This window comes from Flavobacterium sp. ZB4R12 (assembly GCF_048276375.1).
In the GTDB taxonomy this organism is placed as follows: domain Bacteria; phylum Bacteroidota; class Bacteroidia; order Flavobacteriales; family Flavobacteriaceae; genus Flavobacterium; species Flavobacterium gawalongense.
Genome location: NZ_JBLNKS010000017.1, coordinates 48,728 through 73,993 on the forward strand (window position 1 = coordinate 48,728; position 25,266 = coordinate 73,993).

Genomic DNA, 25,266 nt, shown 5'->3' on the forward strand with positions numbered 1-25,266 from the left:
AATGAAAAGAATAATTATGAAATGAAAAGGATAGTTTCTTTTTTTTCATAACGGTATTTGTATTGAGGTTTCTTGTAGTTTTCTCCTTTAAATTATTAAAAGATGCCAATCCAATTACAACGATTAGATCTCTATGACAAAATCTGAAATATTTTAATTAGGATTGAAAGTTTTATAACTCATTAATCACATATTTTACTAAAAATTATGACTGTTTAATCGTATACCGATTACCAATTCATAATAGTTCTATAATTCCGATTGCTTGTGTAGGAGTAAAGCTAAAAGTCTTGAAATTATATCGAGAAGGCACTTTAGATTCAAGTTCAAATCGGAAGCCATTCTTTTGAAATAGAAAAAATGAAAACAACTGACTTTAAGTCTAATACTACACTTTTATGCTATGTAAATTTAGTTAATTTAAATTAATTAACTTAAATTAAAGGATTGTTTTTTTAAGGGAAGTTTAACCCGAATGAATTTAAACAAAAATTTTAATGACAGCCACAATCATCATCATCACCGCAATTTTTATCTGATTTCTTCTTTTTTAAAAAGAATTTTCGGATTAAAAAGGCAAGGGCAATCGCAAGTGCAACAAAAGCTAAAATTTCTTGAATATCCATAATCACTTATTTCAGTATTTGATAGGCAATCAAAGCAACGACATAGGCAAACCCAGACATGAATATCAATTGTCCAGCCGGCCATTTCCAAGAATTGGTTTCTTTTTTTGTAACGGCAAGTGTGCTGGCACATTGCATGGCAAAAGCATAAAACAGCAATAAAGATATGCCTGAGGCAAAATTGAATATTTTTTCTCCCGTTACAGGATTGATTTCAGCAGCCATTTTATTTTTGATGGTAACTTCATTATCACTCCCGCCTACACTATAAATGGTAGCCAATGTTCCCACAAAAACTTCTCTCGCTGCAAACGAACTGATAATAGCTATGCCTATCTTCCAGTCGTAACCCAAAGGCGAAATTGCGGGTTCAATGGTTTTTCCCATTAACCCGATATATGAATTTTCCAGTTTCTGTGATGCTACCGCATTTTCAAATTCTGCTTCTGATAATGGATTTTCCTTTGTATTTTCAGTAACTATCTTTTCTGCATTATTGAATTTTTCTCCTGGTCCGTAAGAGGCCAAAAACCATAAAACAATAGAAATGGCTAATATGATTTTTCCTGCGCCAAAAATAAAGGCTTTGGTTTTCTCAATTACATTGATTCCCACGTTCTTGAAAAGAGGTAATTTATAATTGGGCATTTCAACAACAAAGTACGTTTTTCCTTTAATTTTTAAGATTTTATTTAAAATGTAAGCCGAAAAAATAGCCATTCCAAAACCCAAAAGATACAACAACATCAATGTCATTCCTTGCATATTCAGGAAACCAAAAACGCGATTATCTGGGATTACCAGTGCGATAATAATCGCATAAACAGGCAATCTGGCGGAGCAGGTTGTAAATGGGGTTACCAAAATGGTGATGAGTCTTTCCTTCCAGTTTTCAATATTTCGGGTGGCCATAATCGCCGGAATGGCACAGGCTGTTCCTGAAATTAGCGGCACAACACTTTTACCGGATAAACCAAATTTTCTCATGATTTTGTCCATTAGGAAAACCACTCGGCTCATGTAACCACTTTCTTCGAGAATGGAGATAAACATAAACAAGAATGCGATCTGTGGGATAAATATCAAAATTCCTCCAATTCCCGGGATAATTCCCTGCGAAATTAAATTGGTTAGAACTCCAGCGGGTAAATTGTCAGCAGTTAGAGAACTCAACGAAGCAAAAGTGCTATCGATGAAATCCATCGGAATTTTAGACCATTCGAAAATAGATTGAAAAATTACAAATAAGATCAAAAAGAAAATAAAGTAACCCCAAACCTTATGTGTGAGCACGCGGTCCAGTTTGCTACGGAAATCTTTAGCGACAGTTTCGTCAATTTTTAATCCAACTTTCAGCACATCATTAATAAACTGATACCGTTTTATGGTTTCTTTTTGTTGCAAACGCTTTAAATCCGAATGCGATTTGGTAAACGAACTTCGGATTTCTTTACGATCTAAATTCAGGAAATTTACATCCTGCGTAATCACTAACCACAATTTATACAATAATTGGTTGGGAAATGTTTTGCGCAACGTATTGAAATATTCAGGGTCAATACTCGATGCATTCAAACAAGGTTCACTGGAAATAGATTTGTAATTAACAATCAATTTTTTTAATGCATCAATTCCAAAGCCTTTTCGGGAACTAATCAGTGCAATTTTTGTTTTTAAATGTTCTTCAAGATAAGGAATGTCTAGTGTTATTCCTTTATACGCCATTCTATCAGCCATGTTTATGATCAGAATAGTCGGGATTTCTAAATCTTTTATTTGTGTAAAAAGAAGTAAATTTCGTTTTAGATTTTCAACATCAGTGACTACAAGTGCCACGTCCGGATATAATTTATCGTTTTTGTTCAGCAATAATTCAATAACTACATTTTCGTCAATCGAACTGGCATTCAGGCTGTAGGTTCCGGGCAAATCCAGAATATTAGCTTTGACATTATTGGGTAATTTGCAAAAACCAATCTTTTTTTCAACCGTAATTCCGGGATAATTCCCCACTTGTTGGTTCAAGCCAGTCAGTTGATTAAAAACCGATGTTTTGCCCACATTTGGATTTCCTATCAAAGCGACATTAATGTTCTGATTGCTTACCATAAATTGGTTTTGATTATGTCAACTTCAATTTCTTTTGCTGTTTCCACACGGATGGCCACATGTGAACCATTAATATTCAAATATAGAGGATCTCCAAAAGGAGCAATTTGAAGTAATTCTACCAAGTTACCAGGCAAGCAACCCATTTCCAATAATTTTAATGGAACGGTATCGATGTCAAAGTCTTTTATAATGGCTTTCTCGCCTTTTTTGAGAGAATTTAGCGTTGTTTGCAAACCTTATTTAGATTGAATTAAGATTGCAAAAATACACATTATAATACAAACAAAAATGATAATTATCACATTTGTAACAGAATTAAAATAAATGGCAGCAGCCTAAAGAATGGGTGCTAAGTTTGAAATAAAAAAGGGAAAGTAAAGAAAAGAATAGCTGTAAAAAGGATGTGTTATTCGTTGCTCAAAAAATTAATATCTTCGATCAAGCGTTTTATGTCTTCTTTATTTGTTCCGTCATAAAAACCACGAACCCTTTTTTGGGTATCCACCAGAACAAAGTTTTCGGTATGAACCATATCGTATAGTTCGCTTGGTTTTCCCATTTTTACTGCCAAATAGGACTTTCTGGCCATAGTATAGATCTCTTTTTTGTCTCCAGTTACTAAATTCCATTTACTATCGATAACTCCATTTTTTACGGCATAAGCTTTCAAAACAGGAACGCTATCAGTTTCCGGGAAAACGGTATGGGAAAGCAGCATCACCTTTGGATTATTTATAAAAGCTTTTTGAACTTCCGCTAAATTAGTTGTCATTTTTGGACAAATAGAACCGCAGGTGGTAAAGAAAAAATCAGCAACATATACTTTTCCTTCATAATCTTTTTGAGTGATGGTTTTTCCGTTTTGGTTTACAAAAGAAAAATCAGCAATGGTATGGTATTTACTGATGTATTGTACAGTACTGTCTACTAATTCCGGGTTTACATCTGATGGATTAAAAATCGGAAGTGATTTACTGGGTTTAAGAGCCACATAAAACAAGTAAATCGTTATGATGGAGAAGGCTAATAAAACACCAAAGAACTTTCGGTATTTGTAAAAAATAGATTTCATAAGAGTAATTTGGGGCAAAATTACGAAAAGGTAATTTTAAAAAAGAATCTCTTTTAATTTTATCAAATTTGAATAGTAAAAAAATTAAAAACAGCTGTATTTTTAAGACAAATACTATTGAATTTTTTTTCGTTTTTTCAAAATTGACTTTAACATACAAAATTTGCTGACTTCCAAACTGATGTTAGCGGTTGCCTCATTCCTTTATCATTGTTAAAATTTAAAAATCAAATTGCAAAATAGTTGTCTTCCATGCAACAAAAATTGTTTTGGACCACCTATTCTTATATTGGGTTGATAAAATTGGGAATCAAACACATTCGTAACTAGTAATTGTGTAGTAATTTCGGCATCGTACACTTTTATTTTTACATAAGAAAATGTCAAATCAATCTTAGCATAAGATGGGATGGTAATTATTTGTGTAATGTCCTTATTGCCATGTTTTGCTTGAATTTCAGAATAATAATTAATCCTTGAATTGATTGTAAAGGTATCAGTTGCATTAAAAGTCAAACCTCCGGTTATTCTATGGGGATAAACACCAAGATTCACGGTACTAACACCAGCGTAATCATCAGGATCTTTATGAACATAAGAATATCCAATTTCAGTTTTAATTTTTCCTATTTTATAAAACAATTGGCTCTCAATACCAAAGACATTTATTACATTATCTGAATTTATGAACCCCCCCGTTTCGGTAGGTTCAATAAAATTTGTTGCTATATTTTTGTAGGCAACAATATTTGCTATTAGATTACTTGTAAACGATTGATTAATTCCAACCTCAAAAGTATTCATACGTGCCGGATCAAGTTCATTAACCACGTTTTTTACCGATGAGGCACCAAGTTCAAAAATATTAGGTTCACGGAAAGCCTGTCCAAAAAGAAATTTTATTGAAGTTTTCTGAAATGGGGTGTAAACCAAACCACTGCGAAAGGTAAAAATGGATTTATAAATATTGTGGTGATCAAATCGTCCACCCAGCGTGAGATATAATTTATCAAAAAGTGTTTTTTGCAATTGTAAAAACAGTGAATTTTTATACTGACGAAAAAATGGTTTGCGCATTCTATTTTCGATAGAGCGTGTTTCATCAAAACTAGGATTTAATCTATCTGTAGAACGAGCTAAACCTAATAAATCAAACAGATCAAAAGTATAACCACCGATAATAGATAAAGTTTGACTTGGAACATAATTTAATTGTATATTTCCTTTATATCGTTTTGAACCTGAACTCGATTGCTGTGAATATACATCCATAAAATTGTCTTTAATTTCTTGTTGAGTAAGGGGCATGTCCGGATTATGCCCATTTTTCACAAGAGTGTCATAGATAGCGTTGTCAAAAGTGTAGTTTACCCCCCAGAATCTTTCTTTATAAAATTGAAGCTCTGCATTAATTTTAAGTTTGGCAGTAATTTCTTTTTCTATACCGGCATAATACAAGGCTAATTGACGGTAATCACTTTGATTAGTGTAATCTAACGAAATATTTTCAAGTCCTTTACTGCCTTTAAGCTCATAACCCTCTATTCCCACATAAAGACCTTTGTAAGAAATTTTTGCAGCATATGGAAGCGACCAGCTAGTCTGTTTAAATTCTTGGTTTACGGGAAATGCGTTAGAAGGAACTCCTTGTCTGAAATTTAGGGTGTCTTTTATAAAATCTTTATAATCCCAAAGAGTACTACGGAAATATCGAAAACTACCACTAATACGAAAATCATTTAGATTTCTTCCAAAAACAATGCTTTGAGATTGAGTTCCTTGTGTTCCAATTTCAGTATGATACTCTATTTTATTAAAATCAGAGGAGTCATTTTTTGTGATGATATTAATAACACCAACCAAAGCATTTGCACCATAAAGAGCAGAAGCCGGACCTTGCAGAATTTCAACCTGTTTTATGTTATGCGTTGCAAATTGTGTTGAAATAAATGTTTCGGAAGCAAATAAATTTTGCATTTCTCGTCCGTTTACCAACAGTATCGTTTGCGAAAAATTACTTAAAAAACCACGTTGTCCGCCAAAAGTAAAATGGTCGGTTCTTATAGCTACCACACCTGGAACGTTTTCCAATAAACTGGTTAAATCAGTGTAACCGTTTTCAATAATATCTTTTTCAGTGACAACATAAATTGTTGCCGGTGCAATTTTCTGATTTTCTGATTTTTTAGAAGCAGTTATAACTTCAACATTCATTAGTTCTTCCAGACTGAGTTCAATCAAATCAATATCAGCAATCAATGTTATGTTTAAATTTACCGTTTCACTGGTGATTTCAACCACTTGCACTTTGAAATTTTCTTTTATAAATTCAAGAGTTCCTGTAGCTGCCGGTACTTCAAGTGAATACTTTCCTGCCGCATCTGTAAAAGTTTTTTGGTCTGTATTTTTCACGCTAACTTTTACATTTTCAATAGGTTTGTTTGTTTTGTCGGCTATTACTCCAGTTACTATTCGTTGTGCAAATGCTATATTTACTGTGAGAATCAATATAATAAATAAAAACTTTTTCATAATTTCTTTTTTCAGTTGATAATTGATAATTTGTTGGTAAAAAAATGGTCATCTTGCATTTATAACTTGATTCCGCCTTTTATCAAATTTCAAGATCAAAAAAATTAAAAACAGCTGTGTTTTTAAGAGAAATACTATTGAATTCTTTTTCGTTTTTTAATAATTGTCTTTAACATACAAAATTTGCTGACTTCCAAACTGATGTTAGCGGTTGCTTCATTCATTTATCACTGTTAAAATTTAAAAATCAAATTACAAAACAGTTGTCTTCCAGGTTGTAAAAATTGTTTTGGGCCACCTATTCTTATATCGGGTTGATAAAATTTTGAATCAAACACATTCGTAACTAGTAATTGTGTAGTAATTTCTGCATCATACACTTTTATTTTTACATAAGAAAATGTCAAATTAATCTTAGCATAAGATGGAATGGTAATTATTTGTGTAATGTCCTTATTGCCATGTTTTGCTTTAATTTCAGAATAATAATTGATTCTTGAATTTATTGTAAACGTATCAGTTGCATTAAAAGTTAAACCTCCGGTTATTCTATGTGTATAAACACCAAGATTTACAGTGCTAACTCCGGCGTAATCGTCAGCATCTTTTTGAACATAAGAATAACCAATTTCAGTTCTAATTTTTCCTATTTTATAAAACAATTGACTTTCAATACCAAAGATATTTATTACTTTATCTGAATTTTTAAAAATTACCGTCTCAGTAGGTTCAATAAAATTTGTTGCTATATTTTTGTAGGCAACAATATTCGCTATTAAATTACTTGTAAACGATTGATTAATTCCAACCTCAAAAGTATTCATACGTACTGGATTAAGTTCAATAGCCACTTTTTTTACCGTTAAGGCACCAAGTTCAAAAATAGTAGGTTCACGGAAAGCTTGCCCAAAAAGAAATCGTATTGAAGTTTTTTGAAATGGTGTATAAACCAAACCACTGCGAAAGGTAAAAATGGATTTATAAATATTGTGATGATCAAATCGTCCACCCAGGGTGAGATATAATTTATCAAATAGTGTTTTTTGTAATTGTAAAAACAGTGAATTTTTATACTGACGGAAAAATGGTTTACGCATACTATTTTCAATAGAGCGTGTTTCGTCAAAATCAGGATTTAATCTATCTGTAGAAAGAGCTATACCTAATAAATCAAACATATCAAAAGTATAACCACCAATAATAGATAAGGTTTGACTTGGAACATAATTTAATTGTATATTTCCTTTATATCGTTTTGAACCTGAACTCGATTGCTGTGAATATACATCCATGAAATTTTCTTGAATTTCTTTATCTGTAAGTGGTAAGTCCGGATTATGTCCGTTTTTTATAAGAGTATCATAAATAGCGTTGTTAAAAGAGTAGTTTACCCCCCAGAATCTTTCTTTATAAAATTGAAGTTCTACATTAATTTTAAGTTTATCCGTAATTTCTTTTTCTGTACCGGCATAATACAACGCTAATTGACGATAATCGTATTGACTTTTATAATCTAACGAAATATGTTCAAGTCCTCTACTGCCTTTAAGCTCATATCCCTCTATTCCCGCATAAAACCCTTTGTAAGAAATTTTTGCAGCATATGGGAGTGACCAGCTATTCTGTTTAAATTGTTGGTTTACGGGAAACGCTTTAGTTGGAAATCCTTGCCTGAAATTTATGGTATCTTTTATAAAATCTTTATAATCCCAAAGAGTACTACGAAAATATCGAAAACTGCCGCTAATACGAAAATCATTTAAATTTTTTCCAAAAACGATGCTTTGAGCTTGAGTTTGTTGTGTTCCAATTCCAGCATGATACTCTGTTCCATTAAAATCAGGGGAATCATTTTTTGTGATGATATTAATAACACCAACCAAAGCATTTGCACCATAAAGGGCAGAAGCCGGACCTTGCAGAATTTCAACCTGTTTTATGTTATGCGTTGCAAATTGTGTTGCAATAAATGTTTCGGAAGCAATTAAATTTTGCATTTCTCTTCCGTTGACCAACAGTAGCGTTTGCGAAAAATTACTTAAAAAACCACGTTGTCCGCCAAAAGCAAAAATGTCGGTTCTTATAGCGACCACACCCGGAACGTTTTCCAATAAACTGGTTAAATCAGTGTAACCGTTTTCAATAATATCTTTTTCAGTGACAACATAAATTGTTGCCGGTGCAATTTTCTGATTTTCTGATTTTTTCGAAGCAGTTATAACTTCAATATTCATTAGTTCATCCAAACTGAGTTCAAACAAGTCAGTATCAGCAATCAATGTCATGTTTAAATCTACCACATTATCGGTAATTTCAACCACCTGGACTTTAAAATTTTCTTTTGCAAATTCAAGTGTTCCATAAGCTGCTGGCACTTCAATTGAATACTCACCAGTCGCATCTGTAAAAGTTTTTAGGTCTGTATTTTTTACGCTAACTTTTACACTTTCAATAGGTCTGTTTGTTTTGTCGGTTATTACCCCAGTTACTATTCGTTGTGCAAATGCTATATTTACTGTGAGAACCAATATAATAAGTAAAGACTTTTTCATAATTTCTTTTTTCAGTTATGACTAAGTAATCTCAATTAACGCTATAAAATATTTTCTTCTGTTACCTTTTAAATAACCACTAACTTTGGCACGTTTTGGACGATGGATTTGTTCAATCTCCATTTTTTTGAATCCAACTGGTCTTGAAAAATAGTTTTATCGTATTTACAATTTGGTTTTGATAGAATGCCGATAAATTGTTTTTAAGGATGAAGTTAGTATTCTAAAGTATCACATCCTCGGTGATTTCGGCAACTGTCTTTTCATTGAAGAAAACCAAAAACGACTTTAATGCATTAGTATAAGTTTTTATCGTGCTGTAACTATAGCATTTGGATAGTAACCAGTGTTTAAATTTTTCTATTTGTGTCCTTACTTTCTATAGATGGAAGTTTAGGACTTTTCTTCTATATCTTGAAAATAATTTTATTATCGGATATATCGGGCAAGTGCTAAGCACCTAAAGTCAGGCTCCATCTTGCGCCTTATTGTCGTCTCATACTTGGAATCAAATCCGCTTTTTTTTAAATAAACGGCAATCCGACTTTCACTTCAGTGTTTTATAGGTTTCGCTGTTGGTACTTTTTTTGGTTTTGGCGTATTAAAGTTAGTGAATTTTTTGTTTAGGATCGTTGCTTTTCTGATAAAAATGGATAAAAAAGAAGCCAAAAAAAGACTTCCCAATTAAAATCGTAATTTAATAGTTGCAAAATTTAAAATACGATTGATGAAAATAATTATTTTTCCCGTTTGTTTTTTGGGATAATAAGTCGATTTTGCGTCAACTTATTTCAGGACGGGACATTTTAGAAAATCCAAAAAGATTGGATTATTGATAAAGCTGAATGACACCTTGTTTTGGGGAAAAATAAAACGCAAATAGCTAATTAAAAAATAGATATAAATTTAGAATCATCGAATTTTATTTTATCGGTCAATAATGACAAATAATATATTTTATTTACGGCCTTTTCTCAAGGAATAATTCACCATATACAATCCGCTTAATGTAACTGTGCCACCTATTGCAATGGCAGTTGTAAGCGATTCACCAAAAATTACAGAACCTAAAATTACTGCAATAATTGGATTGATGTATGCGTAGATACTACTTATTTCTGCAGGTAGGTTTTGAAGCGCATAGATAAAGGCAATGAAAGTAAGCACAGAACCAAAAACAACTAAATAAGCGATGGACCACCACGAAATGGCTGGAATAGAACTTAAACTGACAGATGTGCCGGTTGCTCCTGTATAAGCAAAAAGCAAAATACTGGACAGGAACATTTGTAATCCTAAACTAAAATAAGGATTAAAACTAGCTGCTTTTTTCTTAGTGTATAAAGATCCAAATGCCCAGGTTAGAGTAGAAATAATCGAAATGAAAATCCCAAATCTAAAATCAGGAATCAAGAAATCATTTAAATGGTCGTAGAAGATAACACAAACGCCACCAAAACTGACGATCAAACCAATAACGGCTAATCGTGCCAATCGTTCGCCTCTAAAAAAAGTAATAATCACAATCCATAAAGGGACAATAGCCCCAATGATAGCTCCCAGTCCGCTACTGATGTATTTTACACCCCAAGTGCTTAATCCGTTACTTAAAACAAAATTAAGAACGCTTAAAATAATGATGGTTTTCCATTGTTTCCCTTTTGGCCAAGGTGTTTTCTTGAATAAGAAAAACGAAATATACAGAAACCCGCCAATGAATTGTCTGATGGCGGCAAGTTGTAATGCAGGCATGTGTTTTACGCCTTCTTTTGAAGCAATCCAGGTGGTGCCCCAAAAAAAACTGACCCAACACAAAGCTAATATGGGTAATCCAATGGCGTTAACTTTAGACGAAAAAGCGTTTTTAATTTTAGTTCTCACGTTATAAATTTGGTTTGGTAAAAGTATAGCCCAAAACGGTTTCAATTTTTTTACTTAAAATGGTTTTCCCAATTGATGGTTTCGAATGATTAAAATTTGGTAAAGCCAAATTCAAATCAATTGCTTTTTGCGTATAATAAACGGAACGGGAAGGATGGGAGGGAGCTACTGCATTGAAGGTTTCGTTCCAAGAATTGTTTTCAATAATTTTCAGAATAATACCTATACAATCTTTCTGATGAATTAGATTTATTGGGGCATCTGGATTATCTAGGTTTTCTCTTCCCGATAAAAATTTTACAGGTTGACGATCTTCACCGATCAAACCACCAAAGCGAAGAACAGTAGTTTTGAAATGTTCATTGCTTTGCAAGAGCTGCTCTGTCTCTAGTAATTGTTTGCCGCCTTCGGTATCCGGTTTCGGAATTGTTTCTTCAGTTACAAATGGTTCGGCATCATTATAAACGGATGTGGAACTGATGAAAAGCACGTTTTTAACAGATGATTTTTCTATAAACGGAATTAAGATTGCTATTTTCTTAACGAATGTCTTCTCGAGCGCTCCCGAAGCGTCGGGAGAGAGACCTTTAGCGTTTCCTCTCAATTTGGGTGGAATATCGATAATCAAAGTCGTACTTTTCTGTAAAAAAGAGTCAATAGTCCCCGAAATACTTTTGCTGTCAAGCGCCCCTTCGACTGCGCTCAGGGTGACATTTATTAAAAAAGGATTAATCCCAGAATTTTTTAATCCTGAAATTTTCTCCACCGTAGTCGTCGATCCATTCACGGAAAAGCCATTTCCTAACAAGGCTTTCGCCAAAGGTAAACCCAACCAACCACAACCCAGAATGCTAATTTTTGTCATTTCTATTTTAAATTTTTTAAATCACGGCTCGTCATTCCATCTGGTTTGTCATCCTGTGTTTGTTCTTTGAAAGAATTGAATTGATTTGAAGTAAATTCATCATAAACGTTTCAACAGTAGAAAGGAAAAGATAAAAATTAAAACGTGTCATTGGTCAAAAGTACTGTCCACAATGCTTGCTCCTTTCTCTATCTGCGCTAAACTTGGACGATTTATTAGACATTGTAGCCTGTATTTTGGATTGATAAGTCAAAAGTAGTTTTCTTACGTTTACTCTTTTTTTCTAAAAACAAAGTTATGATAAAAACAATTATTATGCTGGTATTGACATCTCAAAATTAAGTTTTGATGTTTCCATTTGTCATAGTGCTTTCGCAAAAAAACTATCATTATTCACGCCTTCTGACTTTTTATAAACTCAGAACTCCATAAGTCCCTCACAAATCATTAAATTTGTAGCTTATTCAAAGACATGTTAGAAAAAGAAGTAATAAATTTCGAAAAAACGGCTATAGTTGGTATTGTAACTCAAAATCAAAGTGAAGAGAAACTAAACGAATATCTTGACGAATTAGAGTTTTTGACCTTTACCGCTGGGGGCCAAGTGGTAAAACGTTTTTCGCAAAAAATGGAACGCCCAAATCCCAAGACTTTTGTTGGAACAGGAAAAATAGAGGAAATCAATCTTTTTGTAAAAGAGAATGATATCTCGACTTTGGTATTTGATGATGAATTGTCACCTTCCCAACAAAAAAATATATCTAAAATTATCGATTGTAAAATCCTAGATAGAACGCACCTAATCCTTGATATTTTTGCACAACGTGCCGAAACTTCGTATGCGAGAACGCAAGTAGAATTAGCGCAATGTCAATATTTATTACCAAGACTTTCGGGAATGTGGACTCACTTAGAGCGTCAAAAAGGGGGAATTGGAATGCGTGGACCCGGGGAAACCGAGATTGAAACAGACAGACGTATCGTTCGTGATCGGATAGCTTTATTGAAAGATAAAATAAAAACCATCGACAAACAAATGGGCGTGCAACGCGGCAATCGTGGCGCCATGGTTCGTGTCGCTTTAGTAGGTTATACCAATGTTGGGAAATCAACCTTGATGAATGCAGTTGGGAAAAGCGATGTTTTTGTAGAGAACAAACTTTTTGCAACACTGGACACAACCGTTCGAAAAGTAGTCATCAAAAACTTGCCTTTCCTGCTATCGGATACGGTAGGATTTATTAGGAAATTGCCAACACAATTGGTAGATTCTTTCAAAAGTACGTTGGATGAGGTTCGTGAAGCCGATTTGTTATTGCATGTGGTTGATATTTCGCACCCTGAATTTGAAGACCATATCGCATCGGTAAACCAAACTTTATTGGATATCAAAGCGAATGACAAACCGGTAATTATGGTTTTCAATAAAATAGATGCTTACAAACCGCTGACTATTGATGAGGATGATTTAATGACCGAAAAAACGCCAAGACACTACACATTAGAAGAATGGAAATCGACATGGATGAGTCGCGTAGGTGAACAAAATGCTTTGTTTATTTCGGCAACAAAAAAAGAGAATTTTGAGGAATTTAGGGAACGTGTTTATGAAGCGGTAAGACAAATTCACATCACCCGTTTTCCTTACAATAAGTTTTTATATCCTGATTATAAAGACGCGGTTGAAAAAGAGGAAGAATAATCCTCACCCCTCCCGACGCTTCGGGACTCTCCAAAGGAGAGGGAGAAAGAGCAAAAAAAATCCCTTTTGACTATTTCAAAAGGGATTTTTTTGTCAAACGCTGTTTTTTAGAAACCATAATTACCCCACTGGTGCTCGTTTATCCACGTTCTCTGGTGCTCGTCTGTGACGAGTGCCTACTTAAATTAAAAGACAAATTGTAGCGTTTGCAACGCGGATGGCTAAAACAGGAGTAACTCTAAAGGTCTTTTTTATAAAAATGCGTTTTTTTAGAAACCGTAATTTACCCCTAAACCAAAGACTTCTCTTACCTGAACTGCTTGTATGGAATTGTCATCATATATTGCCTGTACGGCTACATTAGCCGACAAGTATTTGTTGATTCTCATAATCACATTCATTTGGTAATCGACATCAACATTTTGCGGATTTTCCAAATAATTAGAATATAAATTTAATCTGTTTTCTATGGACACATTTGTCATTACGTTAAATTTATAATATGCTGAAATACTTGCACCAAATTCAAATCGTGAAGAGTCGCCTTGTAATACACCAAAGGAAGAGCCAAATTCAGTAAAATGGGGGTGAACTAAAATTAATTTTGCGGTAGCTGGAGAAAAATTAACACTTAAGTTATTGCTTTTTTTCCACCACATTCCGGGTCCAAATTGAAAATAAGCAGGGGAGAAAAAATGAGAAATTCGTGTTCCATTTTTATCAAAGCCAGAATCCATTTGGGTCTTGAAATTAAAAAAAAGGGAATAGTACCATTCTCCTTTGGTCTTCTTACCCCAAAGCGAGTTCAATTCTAAACGATCATCCGTCTTAGCTGTTTTTTCGGCTCCTTTTATTTTGCTTAAACCGTAAGCCAGGATGAACTTATTATCCCAGACTACATCACCATTTTTATAATTGAAATCGTAATTAAGACCAAAATTTCCCGCAACGTTTGAAGTTCCACCGCCAAGCCATTGTTTGTTGTAAGAGGATTGATTAAAAAGCAAAGAAAAATTTCCTTTTTTTATCCAAAGTTTCGTGGTGTCTGTTGCCGTTTCCTGTGCATTAATAGCAATTACTACTAAAAATAACACTAAAGAAAACACTGTTTTTTTCATGTCTTTATATTTTAAATTCTATCGTCAAAGTATAAAATAAACGTAATACACTACTCTTTTTTATTCGCTTTGTACAATGGAACGGCAGAACACGCTTCGCCATACATAATACTTCGTGCAAAAGGTTGTAAATAGTGTGCTGCCAAAACATAAGCCCGCATTGGAACCGGTTTTCTGGAGCATCCTTTAATAATAATGGGCTTATTTTTATAAACGGAATAATCAATTTTAGACAACAATTCTTCATAAAGAGAAGCGTCTAAATCTTCCAAAGTTCCGTTGATGATTTTCTTTGCAAATGGTGCTAATTGAATGGCGACTAAAATAGATGCCCAAGCAGGAACAATCGCATCAGTACTGCAATTAATAGCTACATACTGATCTTGATATTGTGACCAATCGTGATTTTTCAGCTGCTCTCTGAAGTCTTTTTCTTTCAATAAAAATCCTTCTAAAAGCCATTGCGAAATATCTATTTGCGTACGAATCCCTTTTGGATAATAATCTTCGAGATCGAAGACTTCCAAAACGCTATTCGCAACTTTATTTATTATTTCTTCCATTTTTTAAATATTCAGTGTTCAGTGTTCGGTTTTTTAGTATTCAGTTAGTAACTGACCACTAAAAAACTGAACACTGAACACTTTTTGCTAAAGCATTCCCAATTCTAATTTTGCTTCTTCGCTCATTAAATCTTTACTCCAAGGCGGATCGAAAGTAATTTCTACTTCAGCATCTTTTACATTGTCGATTGATTTTACTTTTTCTTCCACTTCTCTTGGTAAACTTTCTGCAACTGGACAGTTTGGTGAGGTAAGCGTCATCAGGATTTTTACTTCGTAATCTGTGTTTACCATTACGTCATAAATCAATCCTAATTCGTAAATATCTACAGGAATCTCCGGATCGTAAATAGTCTTTAATATTTTTACGATTGATTCTCCTAATTCGGCAGTGTCTATTTGTTGTTCCATGTTTTTTAACAATTTATTTTTTATTATTTTTTTAAACCATATAAGGAAAATAAGTTCATTAAAGGTTTTTTATTCTTCCTCTAATCTTCTGTATAATTCGTTAACGTAGGTTTTTTGTCCTTCATTGTAAATATTTACAACATTATAATTTATCATTAATCCAATTGGTGATTCCAAAAGATTCATATAAGACATTAATTTTGCAACGTGAATTGGTAAAACCTTGTCAGAGGCTTTAAGTTCTAATACCAAACATTTTTCAATAAATAAATCACATCTTAAATCAGATTCTAATTCTAAACCTTTGTATTCAATTGGAATTGTTAATTCAGATTGAAAATTAATTCCTCTCAAAGATAATTCCTTAATCATACATTTATGATAAATACTTTCTAAAAGACCAGATCCTAAATGTTTATGCACTTCTATTGCAGCTCCATTAACTCGGTAAACTAAATCTTTCAAGTATTTTTTTGTAACCATATATAACTAATTTTTTTTTAAAGCAATGTGATTTTATTTAACATTATGATATTAAAAACCTTCAGACGATTTCTATGGTACAATGAAAATTTAAAGCACTAACTTAAATGACCTTAAATTACTTATATGTTTAAAAAATCTAAATGGTTTAGAATCAATTCTTCGTGTTGAATGCCAAAGCATACATTTTTATATTTTTTATCATGGATACCAATCCATTGGCACGAGTAGGGGATAAATGCTCTTTTAAACCTATTTCGTCAATAAAACTCATGTCGGCTTCCAGAATATCGGAGGCTTTTTGATTCGAAAAAGTGCGGATTAATATCGCAATAATCCCTTTGGTTAAAATGGCATCGCTGTCGGCAGTGAAAACAATTTTATCGTCTTTTTTCTCTCCCTGCAACCAAACTTTTGATTGGCAACCTTTAATCAGATTGTTTTCTGTTTTGAATTCTTCTTTTATCAAAGGAAGATTTTTCCCTAATTCGATGATGTATTCATAACGTTCCATCCAGTCGTCAAACATAGAAAACTCATCAACGATTTCTTCTTGTATGTCTTTAATTTTCATAGTATGCTGAATTTATTTCAGTATTATTCTTTTTTAGCAAATGAAGTTATTTTATTTACGAATTTCTTAATTTGTTTCGGTGGGAAACCATGATCAAAACTAGTCGTTTCATAGGCTTTGTCTTTGTAGGTGATTTTCAGATTGGCGATGGCGGCACCGTCATAAAAACGTTTTTCAGTAGGCGCTTTTAATCTTGCCAAACTATCCAATTCTACTGTTTTAAAACATTCTACTAGTTCTTTCCAGTCGGCATCAGCTATTTTTGTTGGTACCGGTTTGTCGTTTCCGCTTCTATCTTTTGAAACAGTGACCATCTGATTTTTCACTGTTATTTTTTGATAAAAACCTCTGGTATTGGCTTCATATTCAATTACAGCATTGCTAATTTCTTGTGCTTTGGCACTGTCACAACCTTTTCCAAGAAAAATAGTCAGGAACAATAAAGATAGTATTTTCATGTGTAGATAATATTTGTTTTTTATAGGAACATGGTATCGCCATTCTTCGTTATTGTTTATCTCACAGCACTTTTATTATTAGCTGTGTTCGATGATTTTCAATTGTGATTTCGAATCATGGCGATTTCATGATTTAAAATTTTTAAGACAACATGAGTTGTGCTTTTTTAATAGCTTCAACCATAACGTCAATTTCTTCTTTGGTATTATAAAAAGCAAATGAAGCTCTTATCGTTCCTGGAATACAAAAGAAATTCATAATCGGTTGTGCACAATGGTGACCCGTTCTTACGGCTATTCCTAATTTGTCAATTATCGTACCAATATCATACGGATGAATTCCTTCAATATTAAACGAAACTACAGAAGTTTTTGCTGCCGATGTTCCAAAAATCTTCAAACCTTCAATTTCCAGTAAGCGTTGCGTTGCATGCTCCAGTAATTCTTTTTCTTGTTGTTGAATGTTTTCAAAGCCAACTTCATTCAAATAATCAACTGCAGTTCCCAGAACAATTCCTCCGGCAATATTTGGGGTTCCGGCTTCAAATTTATGGGGTAAATCAGCATAAGTCGTTTTTTCGAAAGTCACTTCCTTAATCATTTCACCTCCACCTTGATACGGCGGTAATTTATTCAACCAAGCTTCTTTTCCGTATAAAATTCCAGTTCCTGTTGGACCACACATTTTATGTCCTGAAAAAGCATAAAAATCACAATCCAAATCTTGAACATCGGGTTTCAAATGCGGAACGGCTTGTGCTCCATCAATCAAAATCGCTGCTCCAACTTCATGTGCTTTGTCAATCATGTATTTAATTGGATTGACAGTTCCTAATGCATTCGAAATATGGTTTACGGTTACAACTTTAGTTTTATTCGAAAGTAATTTATCATATTCTGACATCATCAATTCGCCATCGGCATTCATTGGAATTACGCGCAAAGTCGCTCCTGTTTTCTCACATAACATTTGCCAAGGCACAATATTGCTGTGGTGTTCCAATGCTGAAACTAAAACTTCATCACCCGGTTTTAAAATCGAAGCAAAACCATTGGTAACCAAATTAATTCCGTGTGTTGTTCCCGAAGTAAAAAGTACTTCATGGGCAAATTTGGCATTGATATGATTTTGAATTTTACCACGGGAAGCTTCATAGGCATCGGTTGCTAGCTGACTCAACGTATGCACGCCGCGATGAATATTGGCATTAATTTCCTGATAATATTTTGAAATCGCATCTATCACAACCTGTGGTTTTTGCGAAGTAGCTCCGTTGTCAAAATAAACCAATGGTTTTCCGTTTACTTTCTGGGAAAGAATAGGGAAGTCGGCTCTAATTTTATTGATATCTAACATTTAATCTGCTTGTTTTTATTGTTTTTTATTGGTCAGATAGAACGCCAATAATGACAATCTTTTAAAATAATCAAAATTCTAATTTGCGTTTCTTTATTTAGAATTTTTCTAAATACAAAAGTAATAAAAACTAAATTGTTTTAGCCATGAATTAACCAATTTACTTCTGTTAATTTCGGTGTTTCATTAAAATAGAATTCTTGAATTTGTGACTAAAAAAATAATTATATTGCATTGTTTTACAATTAGCTACTATGAAAAAACTCTTCAAGTTTGTTGGTTTTGCGTCTTTTATCGGAATCTTTTATTTTGGATTCACGACCTATCCAAAACTGGATTTAATTTCTGGCTTTTCAGCCAAAAGTATCGCTTCGGGACATTTTATTGATAATCGTTCTCAGGAAATGATTGAGAAAGGCGACAATGATATCGATATGATTGATTTGGCCAACAATAAAATTGAAGCTGTCGGAAAATATGCAGCCGCTTCGGTTTATGGTTTGAAAGAGCGAAAAGCGATTTACCGTGAAGGTTTGGGAGCGACTTTGATCAACGATGATTTTGATGTTTCAAAACGATATGAAGTTCCCAAAAGAATAAAATTGAACAATAATTTGCCTTTTCCGTATGGCAATAACGAACCCAAAGACACTGTTTTTAGCAATGTTGATTATACTAAATTAAATGCGGCTGTCGCCAATGCTTTTGATGCAAAAGGCGAAATCAAAAAAAGAACCCGTTCTGTTTTAGTAATTTATAAAGGCAAAATCATAGCCGAAAAATATGATCGGGGTTTCGATAAAAACAGTAAATTATTGGGATGGTCCATGACTAAAAGTATCACGAGCGCGTTATTTGGAATCCTTCAAAAACAAGGAAAATACGATATTTACAAACCGGCTCCCATTGTGGAATGGCAAAATGACGAGCGCAAAATCATCACCACAAACGATTTGCTTCACATGAATTCCGGTTTGGAATGGGAAGAGAAATACGATAAAATTTGCGATGCGACCAAAATGCTTTTTCAGGCCGAAGATATGTCACGCGTACAACTGGAGAAACCTGCCGCATTCAAACCGAATACCCATTGGAATTATTCTTCGGGAACGACGAATTTACTTTCTGGGATTTTGCGGAAGCAGTTCAAAACATATAAGGAATACTTAGATTTTTGGTATTCGGCATTGATTGATAAAATAGGAATGAACTCCATGATTGTAGAAACCGATATGGTGGGGAATTATGTAGGCTCTTCTTACGGTTGGGCAACGACTAGAGATTGGTCAAAATTTGGGTTGTTGTATTTGCACAAAGGCAATTGGAACGGAAATCAAATTTTGGACGAAAGTTGGATAAAATACACAACAACTCCCACAAATACGTCAAACGGAAGATACGGCGGACACTTTTGGCTCAATGCGGGAGGAAGATACAAAGATGTTCCTAGAGATATGTATTACTGTAGCGGGTATCAAGGACAGATGGTTGCGATTATCCCGTCATTGGATCTAGTAATCGTCCGAATGGGTTTGACCGAAGAACCTGAATTTGATTTTAATGGAATGTTGAATGGGATTGTGGGGTGTTTGAATAAAAAAATTCTTACATATTAATTAAATTCTTATTTTTGTCAAATTATTACTTATTATATGTCTGAAAACAAAAGACCTCGAATTAAAAAAGAAATTTCTCAAGCCATTATCGACGAGGATGCCTATATTGAAAATGCATGTTCCAAAAATGCTAAAAAAATTAAGCATATCTCTGACAACATAATAACAGAGTTTTGGATTGATAAACATTATTCTATAAGAAACCAACATGGGGATGATTTTGGGAAAAGAGAAGGAATTGATATAGAAACTGTTGAAAACGTCATAAGCAAGTCGTTTAAAATGTTGAAATTCTTTAATTTCAAAAACGAAAAATTTCTTTTTGTTAATTTTCCACCAAAAAAGACTAGACCTTTAAGAATAGTTTTAAAACAAGTTTTTGATGACGACGAAATCTTAAATATTATTGTTGAATATAACTTTATTGAACTCAATGTATATGAAGTTACTGTAGTTACTGCTTTAAGAAAAGAGAACTTTACATTATCCGATGGTCAATATGGTATAGTTTTTGAATTAGATAGGGTAAAATTAATTTTTAATGTGAGAGGAAAACATATTCTTGTTGATGAATATATTTATTGAAAATAGATTTTTTATATACAAATCCTATTTCACATAATAAAAAAGTATTGTTTTCGTTAAATTAAATTACAAAGTTGCCTTAACTTTGCTTTAAATAAAGAGCAGGATAATACTCTGGGAAGTCGAAAGACAGGACAAAAATCTGGGAAGCTCTTAATAAAAAAATAAAAACTACTCTTTCGAGTGGTTTTTTTTTATATAAAAACCCGACAGATTTCTAAAGTCTGTCGGGTTTTTAAAATTAAAATTAATAATATTACAAATCAAATCCCAATTTTACGCCCAATTTATTGGCGATAATTGTGGTAATTCGTTTTTTGAGTTCCGGTATTTTGATGTTTTCGATAACAGCATTCGAGAACGCATACATCAATAATGCTTTGGCTTCTTTTTTAGGAATTCCGCGTTGTTGCATGTAGAACATTGCTGTTTCGTCTAACTGTCCAACAGTACATCCGTGAGAACATTTTACGTCATCAGCAAAAATTTCCAATTGTGGTTTTGCATTTATAGTCGCTTTGTCGCTCAATAAAATGTTATTGCTTTTTTGGAATGCATTCGTTTTTTGAGCTTCTTTCTCCACATATACTTTTCCGTTGAAAACGCCTGTAGAACGATCGGAATAGATTCCTTTATAATCCTGAAAACTTTCGCAATTTGGAGTCGAGTGCTTCACCAAAGTATAATGATCTACGTGTTGCTTTTCGCCAATAATTGTTATTCCATTCAATGTACTTGTCAATCGTTCACCAAAGTGATAAAAATTCAAGTTGTTTCTCGTTAAGTTTCCTCCAAAAGAAAAAGTATGTACTGAAACGTGGCTTTCTTTTTGTTGAGAAACGTAGGTGTTGTCAATTAGATTTGCTTCAAGCGTATCGTTTTGAATTTTGTAATAATCAACGATAGCGCGTTTTTGGGCAAAAATCTCGGTAACGGAATTCGTCAACACGGGATTCTCGTTTAAACTTTGATGGCGCTCAATAATTTGAACATGTGAATTTTCACCAACAATCACCAAGTTTCTTGGTTGAACCAAAAGAGCCGCTTCATTTCCTGTTGAGAAATACATAATCTCAATAGGTTTATCTGCCACTTTACTTTTTGGAATGTGGATATACGCTCCTTCATTGGCGAAAGCCGTATTCAAAGAAGTTAAACTTTCGTCCTTGCTGGCAATTTGATTAAAGTAAGTATCAATAATCATTTTGTATTTTGGTTTTGTCAATGCCGATGACATCAAACAAACATCAATTCCGTCGTGTGTTGTTGACGATAAATGCGAACTGAAAACGCCATCAATAAACACCACTTTATAAGTGTCTATTTCGTGTAAAAAGTATTTTTTTACTTGGTTAAATTCAACTGCATTGTCTTGTTTAGGAAATACGGTAAAGTCATTTTTTAAGATGGCACTTAGCGAAGTATATTTCCAAGCTTCGTCTTTTTTGGTTGGGAAACCTTTATTTTCAAAGTTTTTTATGGCCGAAGTTCTCACATCATGAAGTTCAGATTGAACATCGATGCGCTCTTCGAAAGCCATAAAAGACGATAGTAATTTTTCTTTTAATTCCATTATTTTATTGTTTAAAGTTTAAGGTTTAAAAGTTTAAAGTTATCTCGTGGCAACTTTAAACTTTAAACTTTAAACAAAATTTATGCTTCTTGTTCTTGTTTAATCCAGTCGTATCCTTTTTCTTCCAGTTCGTGCGCTAATGCTGCCCCACCAGATTTTACAATTTTTCCGTTGTAAAGAACATGAACAAAATCAGGAACGATATAATCTAATAGTCTTTGGTAGTGCGTGATAACGATGATAGCGTTTTTGTCGCTTTTTAGTTTGTTAACACCATTGGCAACAATTCGTAACGCATCAATATCAAGTCCAGAATCGGTTTCATCAAGAATAGCCAATTTTGGTTCCAGCATCGCCATTTGGAAAATTTCGTTACGTTTTTTCTCACCGCCAGAAAATCCTTCGTTTAGAGAACGAGAAAGAAATTTTCTGTCGATTTCCAATAACTCTGATTTCTCACGAATCATTTTTAGCATTTGGTTGGCTGGCATTTCTTCCTGACCGTTTGCTTTACGAGTTTCGTTGATAGCTGTTCTCATGAAGTTGGTTACCGAAACTCCCGGAATTTCAACTGGATATTGAAATGACAAGAACACGCCTTTATGTGCTCTTTCTTCTGGAGCCAATTCAGAAAGGTCTTCACCATCTAAAGTGATTTCACCTTCGGTTACTTCGTAGTTTTCGTTTCCTGCAATGATGGAAGCAAGTGTACTTTTTCCGGCACCGTTTGGCCCCATAATCGCGTGAATTTCTCCCGCTTTTACTTCAAGGTTGATTCCTTTTAATATTTCTTTGTCCCCAATGGAGGCGTGTAAATTTTTTATACTTAACATCTGTTTCTTTGTTTATTCGTAATGACCTTTTAATGATAAAATGTCTAATATTTCAATTGTATTTTCTTCTGTAACTTTATATATGATGCGATGTTCTTGATTTATTCTTCTTGACCATTTTCCGGAAAGTTGGTATTTTAATTGTTCCGGTTTTCCGATTCCTTCAAAAGGATGTAGTTGAATGTCTTCGATTAAAGCAGAAATTTTATTCATAATTGCTTTATTACCTGATTTTATCCAATATTCTCTGTCTTTTTGAGCTTTTTCAGAATAAATTACTTCCACAAATCTTCTAATTTAATTTTAATTCCTTTCCCCTCTTTTATACTTTGTTCTGCCTCCAAAATTTCTTTCACAAACTCGGGGTTATATGGCTTTTCAATTTTTTCAATAATTTCAAATCCAAGCGATTTTGCCAATGATTTTAACACTGGAAAATCTTTTTTCTTTACATTTTTTAAAACAATATCCATAACTATTTAGATTTAAAGGTTATCCTACAGATCCCTCAAGAGAAATTTCCAATAATTTTTGTGCTTCTACTGCAAATTCCATTGGTAACTTATTCAATACATCTTTACTGAAACCGTTTACGATTAAGGCAATAGCTTTTTCGGTTGGAATTCCACGTTGGTTGCAATAGAAAACTTGGTCTTCGCCAATTTTACTTGTCGTAGCCTCATGTTCGATTTTTGCCGATGGATTTTTACTTTCTATATAAGGGAAGGTATGTGCTCCACAATTGTTCCCCATTAATAAGGAATCACATTGTGAAAAGTTTCTGGCATTATCAGCTCTAGCGCTAATTTGTACTAAACCGCGGTAACTGTTTTGTGATTTTCCTGCAGAAATTCCTTTAGAAATAATGGTCGATTTAGTGTTTTTACCTAAATGGATCATTTTTGTTCCTGTATCGGCTTGTTGGAAATTATTGGTTACAGCAATCGAATAAAATTCGCCTACTGAATTATCTCCTTTTAAAATAACAGAAGGATATTTCCAAGTTATAGCTGAACCAGTTTCTACTTGTGTCCAAGAAATTTTTGCGTTTTTCTCACACAATCCTCTTTTGGTTACAAAATTGAAAACTCCGCCTTTTCCTTCTTTATTTCCAGGATACCAGTTTTGAACGGTAGAATATTTTATTTCGGAATCGTCTAATGCAATTAATTCTACTACTGCAGCGTGCAATTGATTCTCATCACGACTTGGAGCGGTACAACCTTCTAAGTAAGAAACATAACTACCTTCGTCAGCAACTAATAATGTTCGCTCGAATTGTCCTGTTCCAGCCTGATTGATTCTAAAATAAGTAGAAAGTTCCATTGGACAACGAACGCCTTTTGGAATATAACAGAAAGAACCATCAGAGAAAACTGCCGAATTTAGGGCAGCATAAAAATTATCTTTTTGTGGCACAACCGTTCCTAAATATTTACGAACTAATTCTGGATGCTCTTTGATGGCTTCGGAAATACTCATAAAGATAATTCCTTTCTCCCCTAATGTTTTCTTGAAAGTAGTCGCTACTGAAACCGAATCAACTACGATATCCATAGCTACATTATTCATCATCTTTTGCTCATCAACAGAGATACCTAACTTTTTATACATTTCTAAAAGTTCAGGATCTACATCGTCCAATGTTTTATTAGGATCTACTGCTTTTGGAGCTGAATAATAGGAAATGGCCTGAAAATCAGGTTTAGTATAATGTACATTAGCCCATTCTGGCTCTGTCATTTGCTCCCAAGCACGAAAAGCCTCAAGACGCCAATCAGTCATCCATTGAGGTTCTCCTTTTTTGTGTGAAATAGCCCTAACGATATCTTCATTTAAACCAATAGGAAACGTTTCTGATTCTAATTCGGTATAAAATCCGTATTCGTATTCTTTGTTTTCGAGTTCGATTTTTAAGTCGTCTTCGGTATATTTTGACATATTTTTTTATTTAATGTTTTACAGAGAAAATGATTCTCCACATCCACAAGTTCTATTGGCATTTGGGTTATTGAAAACAAATCCTTTACCATTTATTCCTCCCGAAAATTCTAATATTGTTCCGGCTAAGTACAGAAAAGATTTTTTTTCTACAGCGATAGTGATATCGTTGTCTACAAAAATTTTATCGTCTTCGCTTTTTGTTTTATCAAATTTTAAATCATAAGACAATCCAGAACATCCGCCGCTTTTTACACCAACTCTTACGTAGTCGATTGCAGCATCAAAACCATCATCTTTCATTAGATCGATGATTTTTTTTCTTGCAGTGTCAGAAACTTTTATCATAGCTTATATTGATTTTGTCTAAATTAAGCACAAAGATACTATATAAAAAGCTTTTTCCATAATC

At 33.5% G+C, this 25,266-nt stretch carries 25 protein-coding genes; 3 read left to right on the plus strand and 22 right to left on the minus strand.

Going from position 1 to position 25,266, the window contains the following annotated elements:
* Positions 1 to 494: 494 nt before the first annotated feature.
* From ACNO7W_RS13170 to ACNO7W_RS13210, 9 genes are all read right to left on the minus strand, one after another.
* Positions 495 to 626 (minus strand): FeoB-associated Cys-rich membrane protein, encoded by a 132-nt coding sequence (locus ACNO7W_RS13170; RefSeq protein ID WP_143387985.1) that lies wholly within the window; start codon positions 624 to 626, stop codon positions 495 to 497.
* Positions 627 to 632: 6 nt separating this feature from the next.
* Positions 633 to 2,735 carry a ferrous iron transport protein B gene (gene feoB / locus ACNO7W_RS13175; RefSeq protein WP_143387984.1) on the minus strand — a complete coding sequence of 701 codons (2,103 nt, stop codon included), beginning with the start codon at positions 2,733 to 2,735 and terminating at the stop codon, positions 633 to 635.
* Complete coding sequence (locus ACNO7W_RS13180; RefSeq protein WP_143387983.1) at positions 2,729 to 2,971, minus strand: FeoA family protein; 243 nt, start codon at positions 2,969 to 2,971, stop codon at positions 2,729 to 2,731. The genes feoB and ACNO7W_RS13180 overlap by 7 nt, the downstream gene beginning before the upstream one ends.
* Positions 2,972 to 3,144: 173 nt before the next feature.
* Positions 3,145 to 3,810, minus strand: coding sequence for an SCO family protein (locus ACNO7W_RS13185; RefSeq protein WP_417938485.1), 666 nt, complete (start codon positions 3,808 to 3,810; stop codon positions 3,145 to 3,147).
* A gap of 213 nt (positions 3,811 to 4,023) precedes the next feature.
* A complete protein-coding gene (locus ACNO7W_RS13190) occupies positions 4,024 to 6,342 on the minus strand; it encodes a TonB-dependent receptor (RefSeq protein WP_417938486.1) in 2,319 nt (772 codons plus the stop codon).
* A gap of 233 nt (positions 6,343 to 6,575) precedes the next feature.
* Positions 6,576 to 8,894: a TonB-dependent receptor gene (locus ACNO7W_RS13195; RefSeq protein WP_417938487.1), complete on the minus strand. Its 2,319-nt coding sequence runs from the start codon at positions 8,892 to 8,894 to the stop codon at positions 6,576 to 6,578.
* A gap of 223 nt (positions 8,895 to 9,117) precedes the next feature.
* Entirely contained in the window at positions 9,118 to 9,258 is a 141-nt protein-coding gene (locus ACNO7W_RS13200) for a phage integrase N-terminal SAM-like domain-containing protein (protein WP_417938521.1), read from the minus strand.
* 593 nt (positions 9,259 to 9,851) lie between these two features.
* Positions 9,852 to 10,775 carry a DMT family transporter gene (locus ACNO7W_RS13205; protein WP_417938488.1) on the minus strand — a complete coding sequence of 308 codons (924 nt, stop codon included), beginning with the start codon at positions 10,773 to 10,775 and terminating at the stop codon, positions 9,852 to 9,854.
* A gap of 1 nt (position 10,776) precedes the next feature.
* A complete protein-coding gene (locus ACNO7W_RS13210) occupies positions 10,777 to 11,640 on the minus strand; it encodes an SDR family NAD(P)-dependent oxidoreductase (RefSeq protein WP_417938489.1) in 864 nt (287 codons plus the stop codon).
* Positions 11,641 to 12,112: 472 nt separating this feature from the next.
* On the opposite strand from ACNO7W_RS13210, the gene hflX reads away from it, so the two are divergent.
* Positions 12,113 to 13,342, plus strand: coding sequence for a GTPase HflX (gene hflX / locus ACNO7W_RS13215; protein ID WP_417938490.1), 1,230 nt, complete (start codon positions 12,113 to 12,115; stop codon positions 13,340 to 13,342).
* Positions 13,343 to 13,611: 269 nt separating this feature from the next.
* Here hflX and ACNO7W_RS13220 read toward each other — a convergent pair whose 3' ends face one another.
* The 7 genes from ACNO7W_RS13220 to ACNO7W_RS13250 all read right to left on the minus strand — a co-directional run bounded on the left by ACNO7W_RS13220 (position 13,612) and on the right by ACNO7W_RS13250 (position 18,306).
* Complete coding sequence (locus ACNO7W_RS13220) at positions 13,612 to 14,460, minus strand: DUF3078 domain-containing protein (RefSeq protein WP_417938491.1); 849 nt, start codon at positions 14,458 to 14,460, stop codon at positions 13,612 to 13,614.
* Positions 14,461 to 14,510: 50 nt separating this feature from the next.
* Positions 14,511 to 15,023 (minus strand): DUF2480 family protein, encoded by a 513-nt coding sequence (locus ACNO7W_RS13225; RefSeq protein ID WP_417938492.1) that lies wholly within the window; start codon positions 15,021 to 15,023, stop codon positions 14,511 to 14,513.
* 87 nt (positions 15,024 to 15,110) lie between these two features.
* A complete protein-coding gene (locus ACNO7W_RS13230) occupies positions 15,111 to 15,434 on the minus strand; it encodes an SUF system Fe-S cluster assembly protein (RefSeq protein WP_143386920.1) in 324 nt (107 codons plus the stop codon).
* A gap of 69 nt (positions 15,435 to 15,503) precedes the next feature.
* Entirely contained in the window at positions 15,504 to 15,917 is a 414-nt protein-coding gene (locus tag ACNO7W_RS13235) for a GxxExxY protein (protein ID WP_417938493.1), read from the minus strand.
* Between the two features lie 154 nt (positions 15,918 to 16,071).
* The gene (locus ACNO7W_RS13240; protein WP_143386922.1) at positions 16,072 to 16,491 is read right to left on the minus strand and encodes a SufE family protein; all 420 of its coding nucleotides are present in this window, start codon (positions 16,489 to 16,491) and stop codon (positions 16,072 to 16,074) included.
* A 23-nt stretch (positions 16,492 to 16,514) separates the two neighbouring features.
* Complete coding sequence (locus tag ACNO7W_RS13245; protein ID WP_143386923.1) at positions 16,515 to 16,949, minus strand: hypothetical protein; 435 nt, start codon at positions 16,947 to 16,949, stop codon at positions 16,515 to 16,517.
* 142 nt (positions 16,950 to 17,091) lie between these two features.
* Positions 17,092 to 18,306: an aminotransferase class V-fold PLP-dependent enzyme gene (locus ACNO7W_RS13250; protein ID WP_417938494.1), complete on the minus strand. Its 1,215-nt coding sequence runs from the start codon at positions 18,304 to 18,306 to the stop codon at positions 17,092 to 17,094.
* Between the two features lie 254 nt (positions 18,307 to 18,560).
* On the opposite strand from ACNO7W_RS13250, the gene ACNO7W_RS13255 reads away from it, so the two are divergent.
* The gene (locus ACNO7W_RS13255; RefSeq protein WP_417938495.1) at positions 18,561 to 19,922 is read left to right on the plus strand and encodes a serine hydrolase domain-containing protein; all 1,362 of its coding nucleotides are present in this window, start codon (positions 18,561 to 18,563) and stop codon (positions 19,920 to 19,922) included.
* A gap of 36 nt (positions 19,923 to 19,958) precedes the next feature.
* Positions 19,959 to 20,507 carry a hypothetical protein gene (locus ACNO7W_RS13260; protein ID WP_417938496.1) on the plus strand — a complete coding sequence of 183 codons (549 nt, stop codon included), beginning with the start codon at positions 19,959 to 19,961 and terminating at the stop codon, positions 20,505 to 20,507.
* A gap of 256 nt (positions 20,508 to 20,763) precedes the next feature.
* Here the strand turns inward: ACNO7W_RS13260 and sufD are convergent, their stop codons facing one another.
* The 6 genes from sufD to ACNO7W_RS13290 form a co-directional block, all read right to left on the minus strand.
* Positions 20,764 to 22,080 carry a Fe-S cluster assembly protein SufD gene (gene sufD / locus ACNO7W_RS13265; protein WP_417938497.1) on the minus strand — a complete coding sequence of 439 codons (1,317 nt, stop codon included), beginning with the start codon at positions 22,078 to 22,080 and terminating at the stop codon, positions 20,764 to 20,766.
* Between the two features lie 80 nt (positions 22,081 to 22,160).
* Positions 22,161 to 22,913, minus strand: a complete 753-nt coding sequence (gene sufC, locus ACNO7W_RS13270; protein ID WP_417938498.1) for a Fe-S cluster assembly ATPase SufC — start codon at positions 22,911 to 22,913, stop codon at positions 22,161 to 22,163.
* Positions 22,914 to 22,925: 12 nt separating this feature from the next.
* Entirely contained in the window at positions 22,926 to 23,198 is a 273-nt protein-coding gene (locus tag ACNO7W_RS13275) for a Txe/YoeB family addiction module toxin (protein ID WP_417938499.1), read from the minus strand.
* Positions 23,189 to 23,386 carry a DUF2683 family protein gene (locus tag ACNO7W_RS13280; protein WP_417938500.1) on the minus strand — a complete coding sequence of 66 codons (198 nt, stop codon included), beginning with the start codon at positions 23,384 to 23,386 and terminating at the stop codon, positions 23,189 to 23,191. The genes ACNO7W_RS13275 and ACNO7W_RS13280 overlap by 10 nt, the downstream gene beginning before the upstream one ends.
* 19 nt (positions 23,387 to 23,405) lie before the next feature.
* Positions 23,406 to 24,854 carry a Fe-S cluster assembly protein SufB gene (sufB, locus tag ACNO7W_RS13285; protein WP_417938501.1) on the minus strand — a complete coding sequence of 483 codons (1,449 nt, stop codon included), beginning with the start codon at positions 24,852 to 24,854 and terminating at the stop codon, positions 23,406 to 23,408.
* Positions 24,855 to 24,872: 18 nt separating this feature from the next.
* Positions 24,873 to 25,202, minus strand: a complete 330-nt coding sequence (locus tag ACNO7W_RS13290) for a HesB/IscA family protein (protein WP_039108447.1) — start codon at positions 25,200 to 25,202, stop codon at positions 24,873 to 24,875.
* Positions 25,203 to 25,266: the final 64 nt, after the last annotated feature.

Bases quoted from the DNA above. Each gene is read 5' to 3' on its own strand.
- ACNO7W_RS13170 (WP_143387985.1), bottom strand. From the start codon at position 626: ATGGATATTCAAGAAATTTTAGCTTTTGTTGCACTTGCGATTGCCCTT.
- feoB (WP_143387984.1), bottom strand. From the start codon at position 2,735: ATGGTAAGCAATCAGAACATTAATGTCGCTTTGATAGGAAATCCAAAT.
- ACNO7W_RS13185 (WP_417938485.1), bottom strand. From the start codon at position 3,810: ATGAAATCTATTTTTTACAAATACCGAAAGTTCTTTGGTGTTTTATTA.
- ACNO7W_RS13190 (WP_417938486.1), bottom strand. From the start codon at position 6,342: ATGAAAAAGTTTTTATTTATTATATTGATTCTCACAGTAAATATAGCA.
- ACNO7W_RS13195 (WP_417938487.1), bottom strand. From the start codon at position 8,894: ATGAAAAAGTCTTTACTTATTATATTGGTTCTCACAGTAAATATAGCA.
- ACNO7W_RS13210 (WP_417938489.1), bottom strand. From the start codon at position 11,640: ATGACAAAAATTAGCATTCTGGGTTGTGGTTGGTTGGGTTTACCTTTG.
- hflX (WP_417938490.1), top strand. From the start codon at position 12,113: ATGTTAGAAAAAGAAGTAATAAATTTCGAAAAAACGGCTATAGTTGGT.
- ACNO7W_RS13220 (WP_417938491.1), bottom strand. From the start codon at position 14,460: ATGAAAAAAACAGTGTTTTCTTTAGTGTTATTTTTAGTAGTAATTGCT.
- ACNO7W_RS13225 (WP_417938492.1), bottom strand. From the start codon at position 15,023: ATGGAAGAAATAATAAATAAAGTTGCGAATAGCGTTTTGGAAGTCTTC.
- ACNO7W_RS13230 (WP_143386920.1), bottom strand. From the start codon at position 15,434: ATGGAACAACAAATAGACACTGCCGAATTAGGAGAATCAATCGTAAAA.
- ACNO7W_RS13235 (WP_417938493.1), bottom strand. From the start codon at position 15,917: ATGGTTACAAAAAAATACTTGAAAGATTTAGTTTACCGAGTTAATGGA.
- ACNO7W_RS13240 (WP_143386922.1), bottom strand. From the start codon at position 16,491: ATGAAAATTAAAGACATACAAGAAGAAATCGTTGATGAGTTTTCTATG.
- ACNO7W_RS13245 (WP_143386923.1), bottom strand. From the start codon at position 16,949: ATGAAAATACTATCTTTATTGTTCCTGACTATTTTTCTTGGAAAAGGT.
- ACNO7W_RS13250 (WP_417938494.1), bottom strand. From the start codon at position 18,306: ATGTTAGATATCAATAAAATTAGAGCCGACTTCCCTATTCTTTCCCAG.
- ACNO7W_RS13255 (WP_417938495.1), top strand. From the start codon at position 18,561: ATGAAAAAACTCTTCAAGTTTGTTGGTTTTGCGTCTTTTATCGGAATC.
- ACNO7W_RS13260 (WP_417938496.1), top strand. From the start codon at position 19,959: ATGTCTGAAAACAAAAGACCTCGAATTAAAAAAGAAATTTCTCAAGCC.
- sufD (WP_417938497.1), bottom strand. From the start codon at position 22,080: ATGGAATTAAAAGAAAAATTACTATCGTCTTTTATGGCTTTCGAAGAG.
- sufC (WP_417938498.1), bottom strand. From the start codon at position 22,913: ATGTTAAGTATAAAAAATTTACACGCCTCCATTGGGGACAAAGAAATA.
- ACNO7W_RS13280 (WP_417938500.1), bottom strand. From the start codon at position 23,386: ATGGATATTGTTTTAAAAAATGTAAAGAAAAAAGATTTTCCAGTGTTA.
- sufB (WP_417938501.1), bottom strand. From the start codon at position 24,854: ATGTCAAAATATACCGAAGACGACTTAAAAATCGAACTCGAAAACAAA.
- ACNO7W_RS13290 (WP_039108447.1), bottom strand. From the start codon at position 25,202: ATGATAAAAGTTTCTGACACTGCAAGAAAAAAAATCATCGATCTAATG.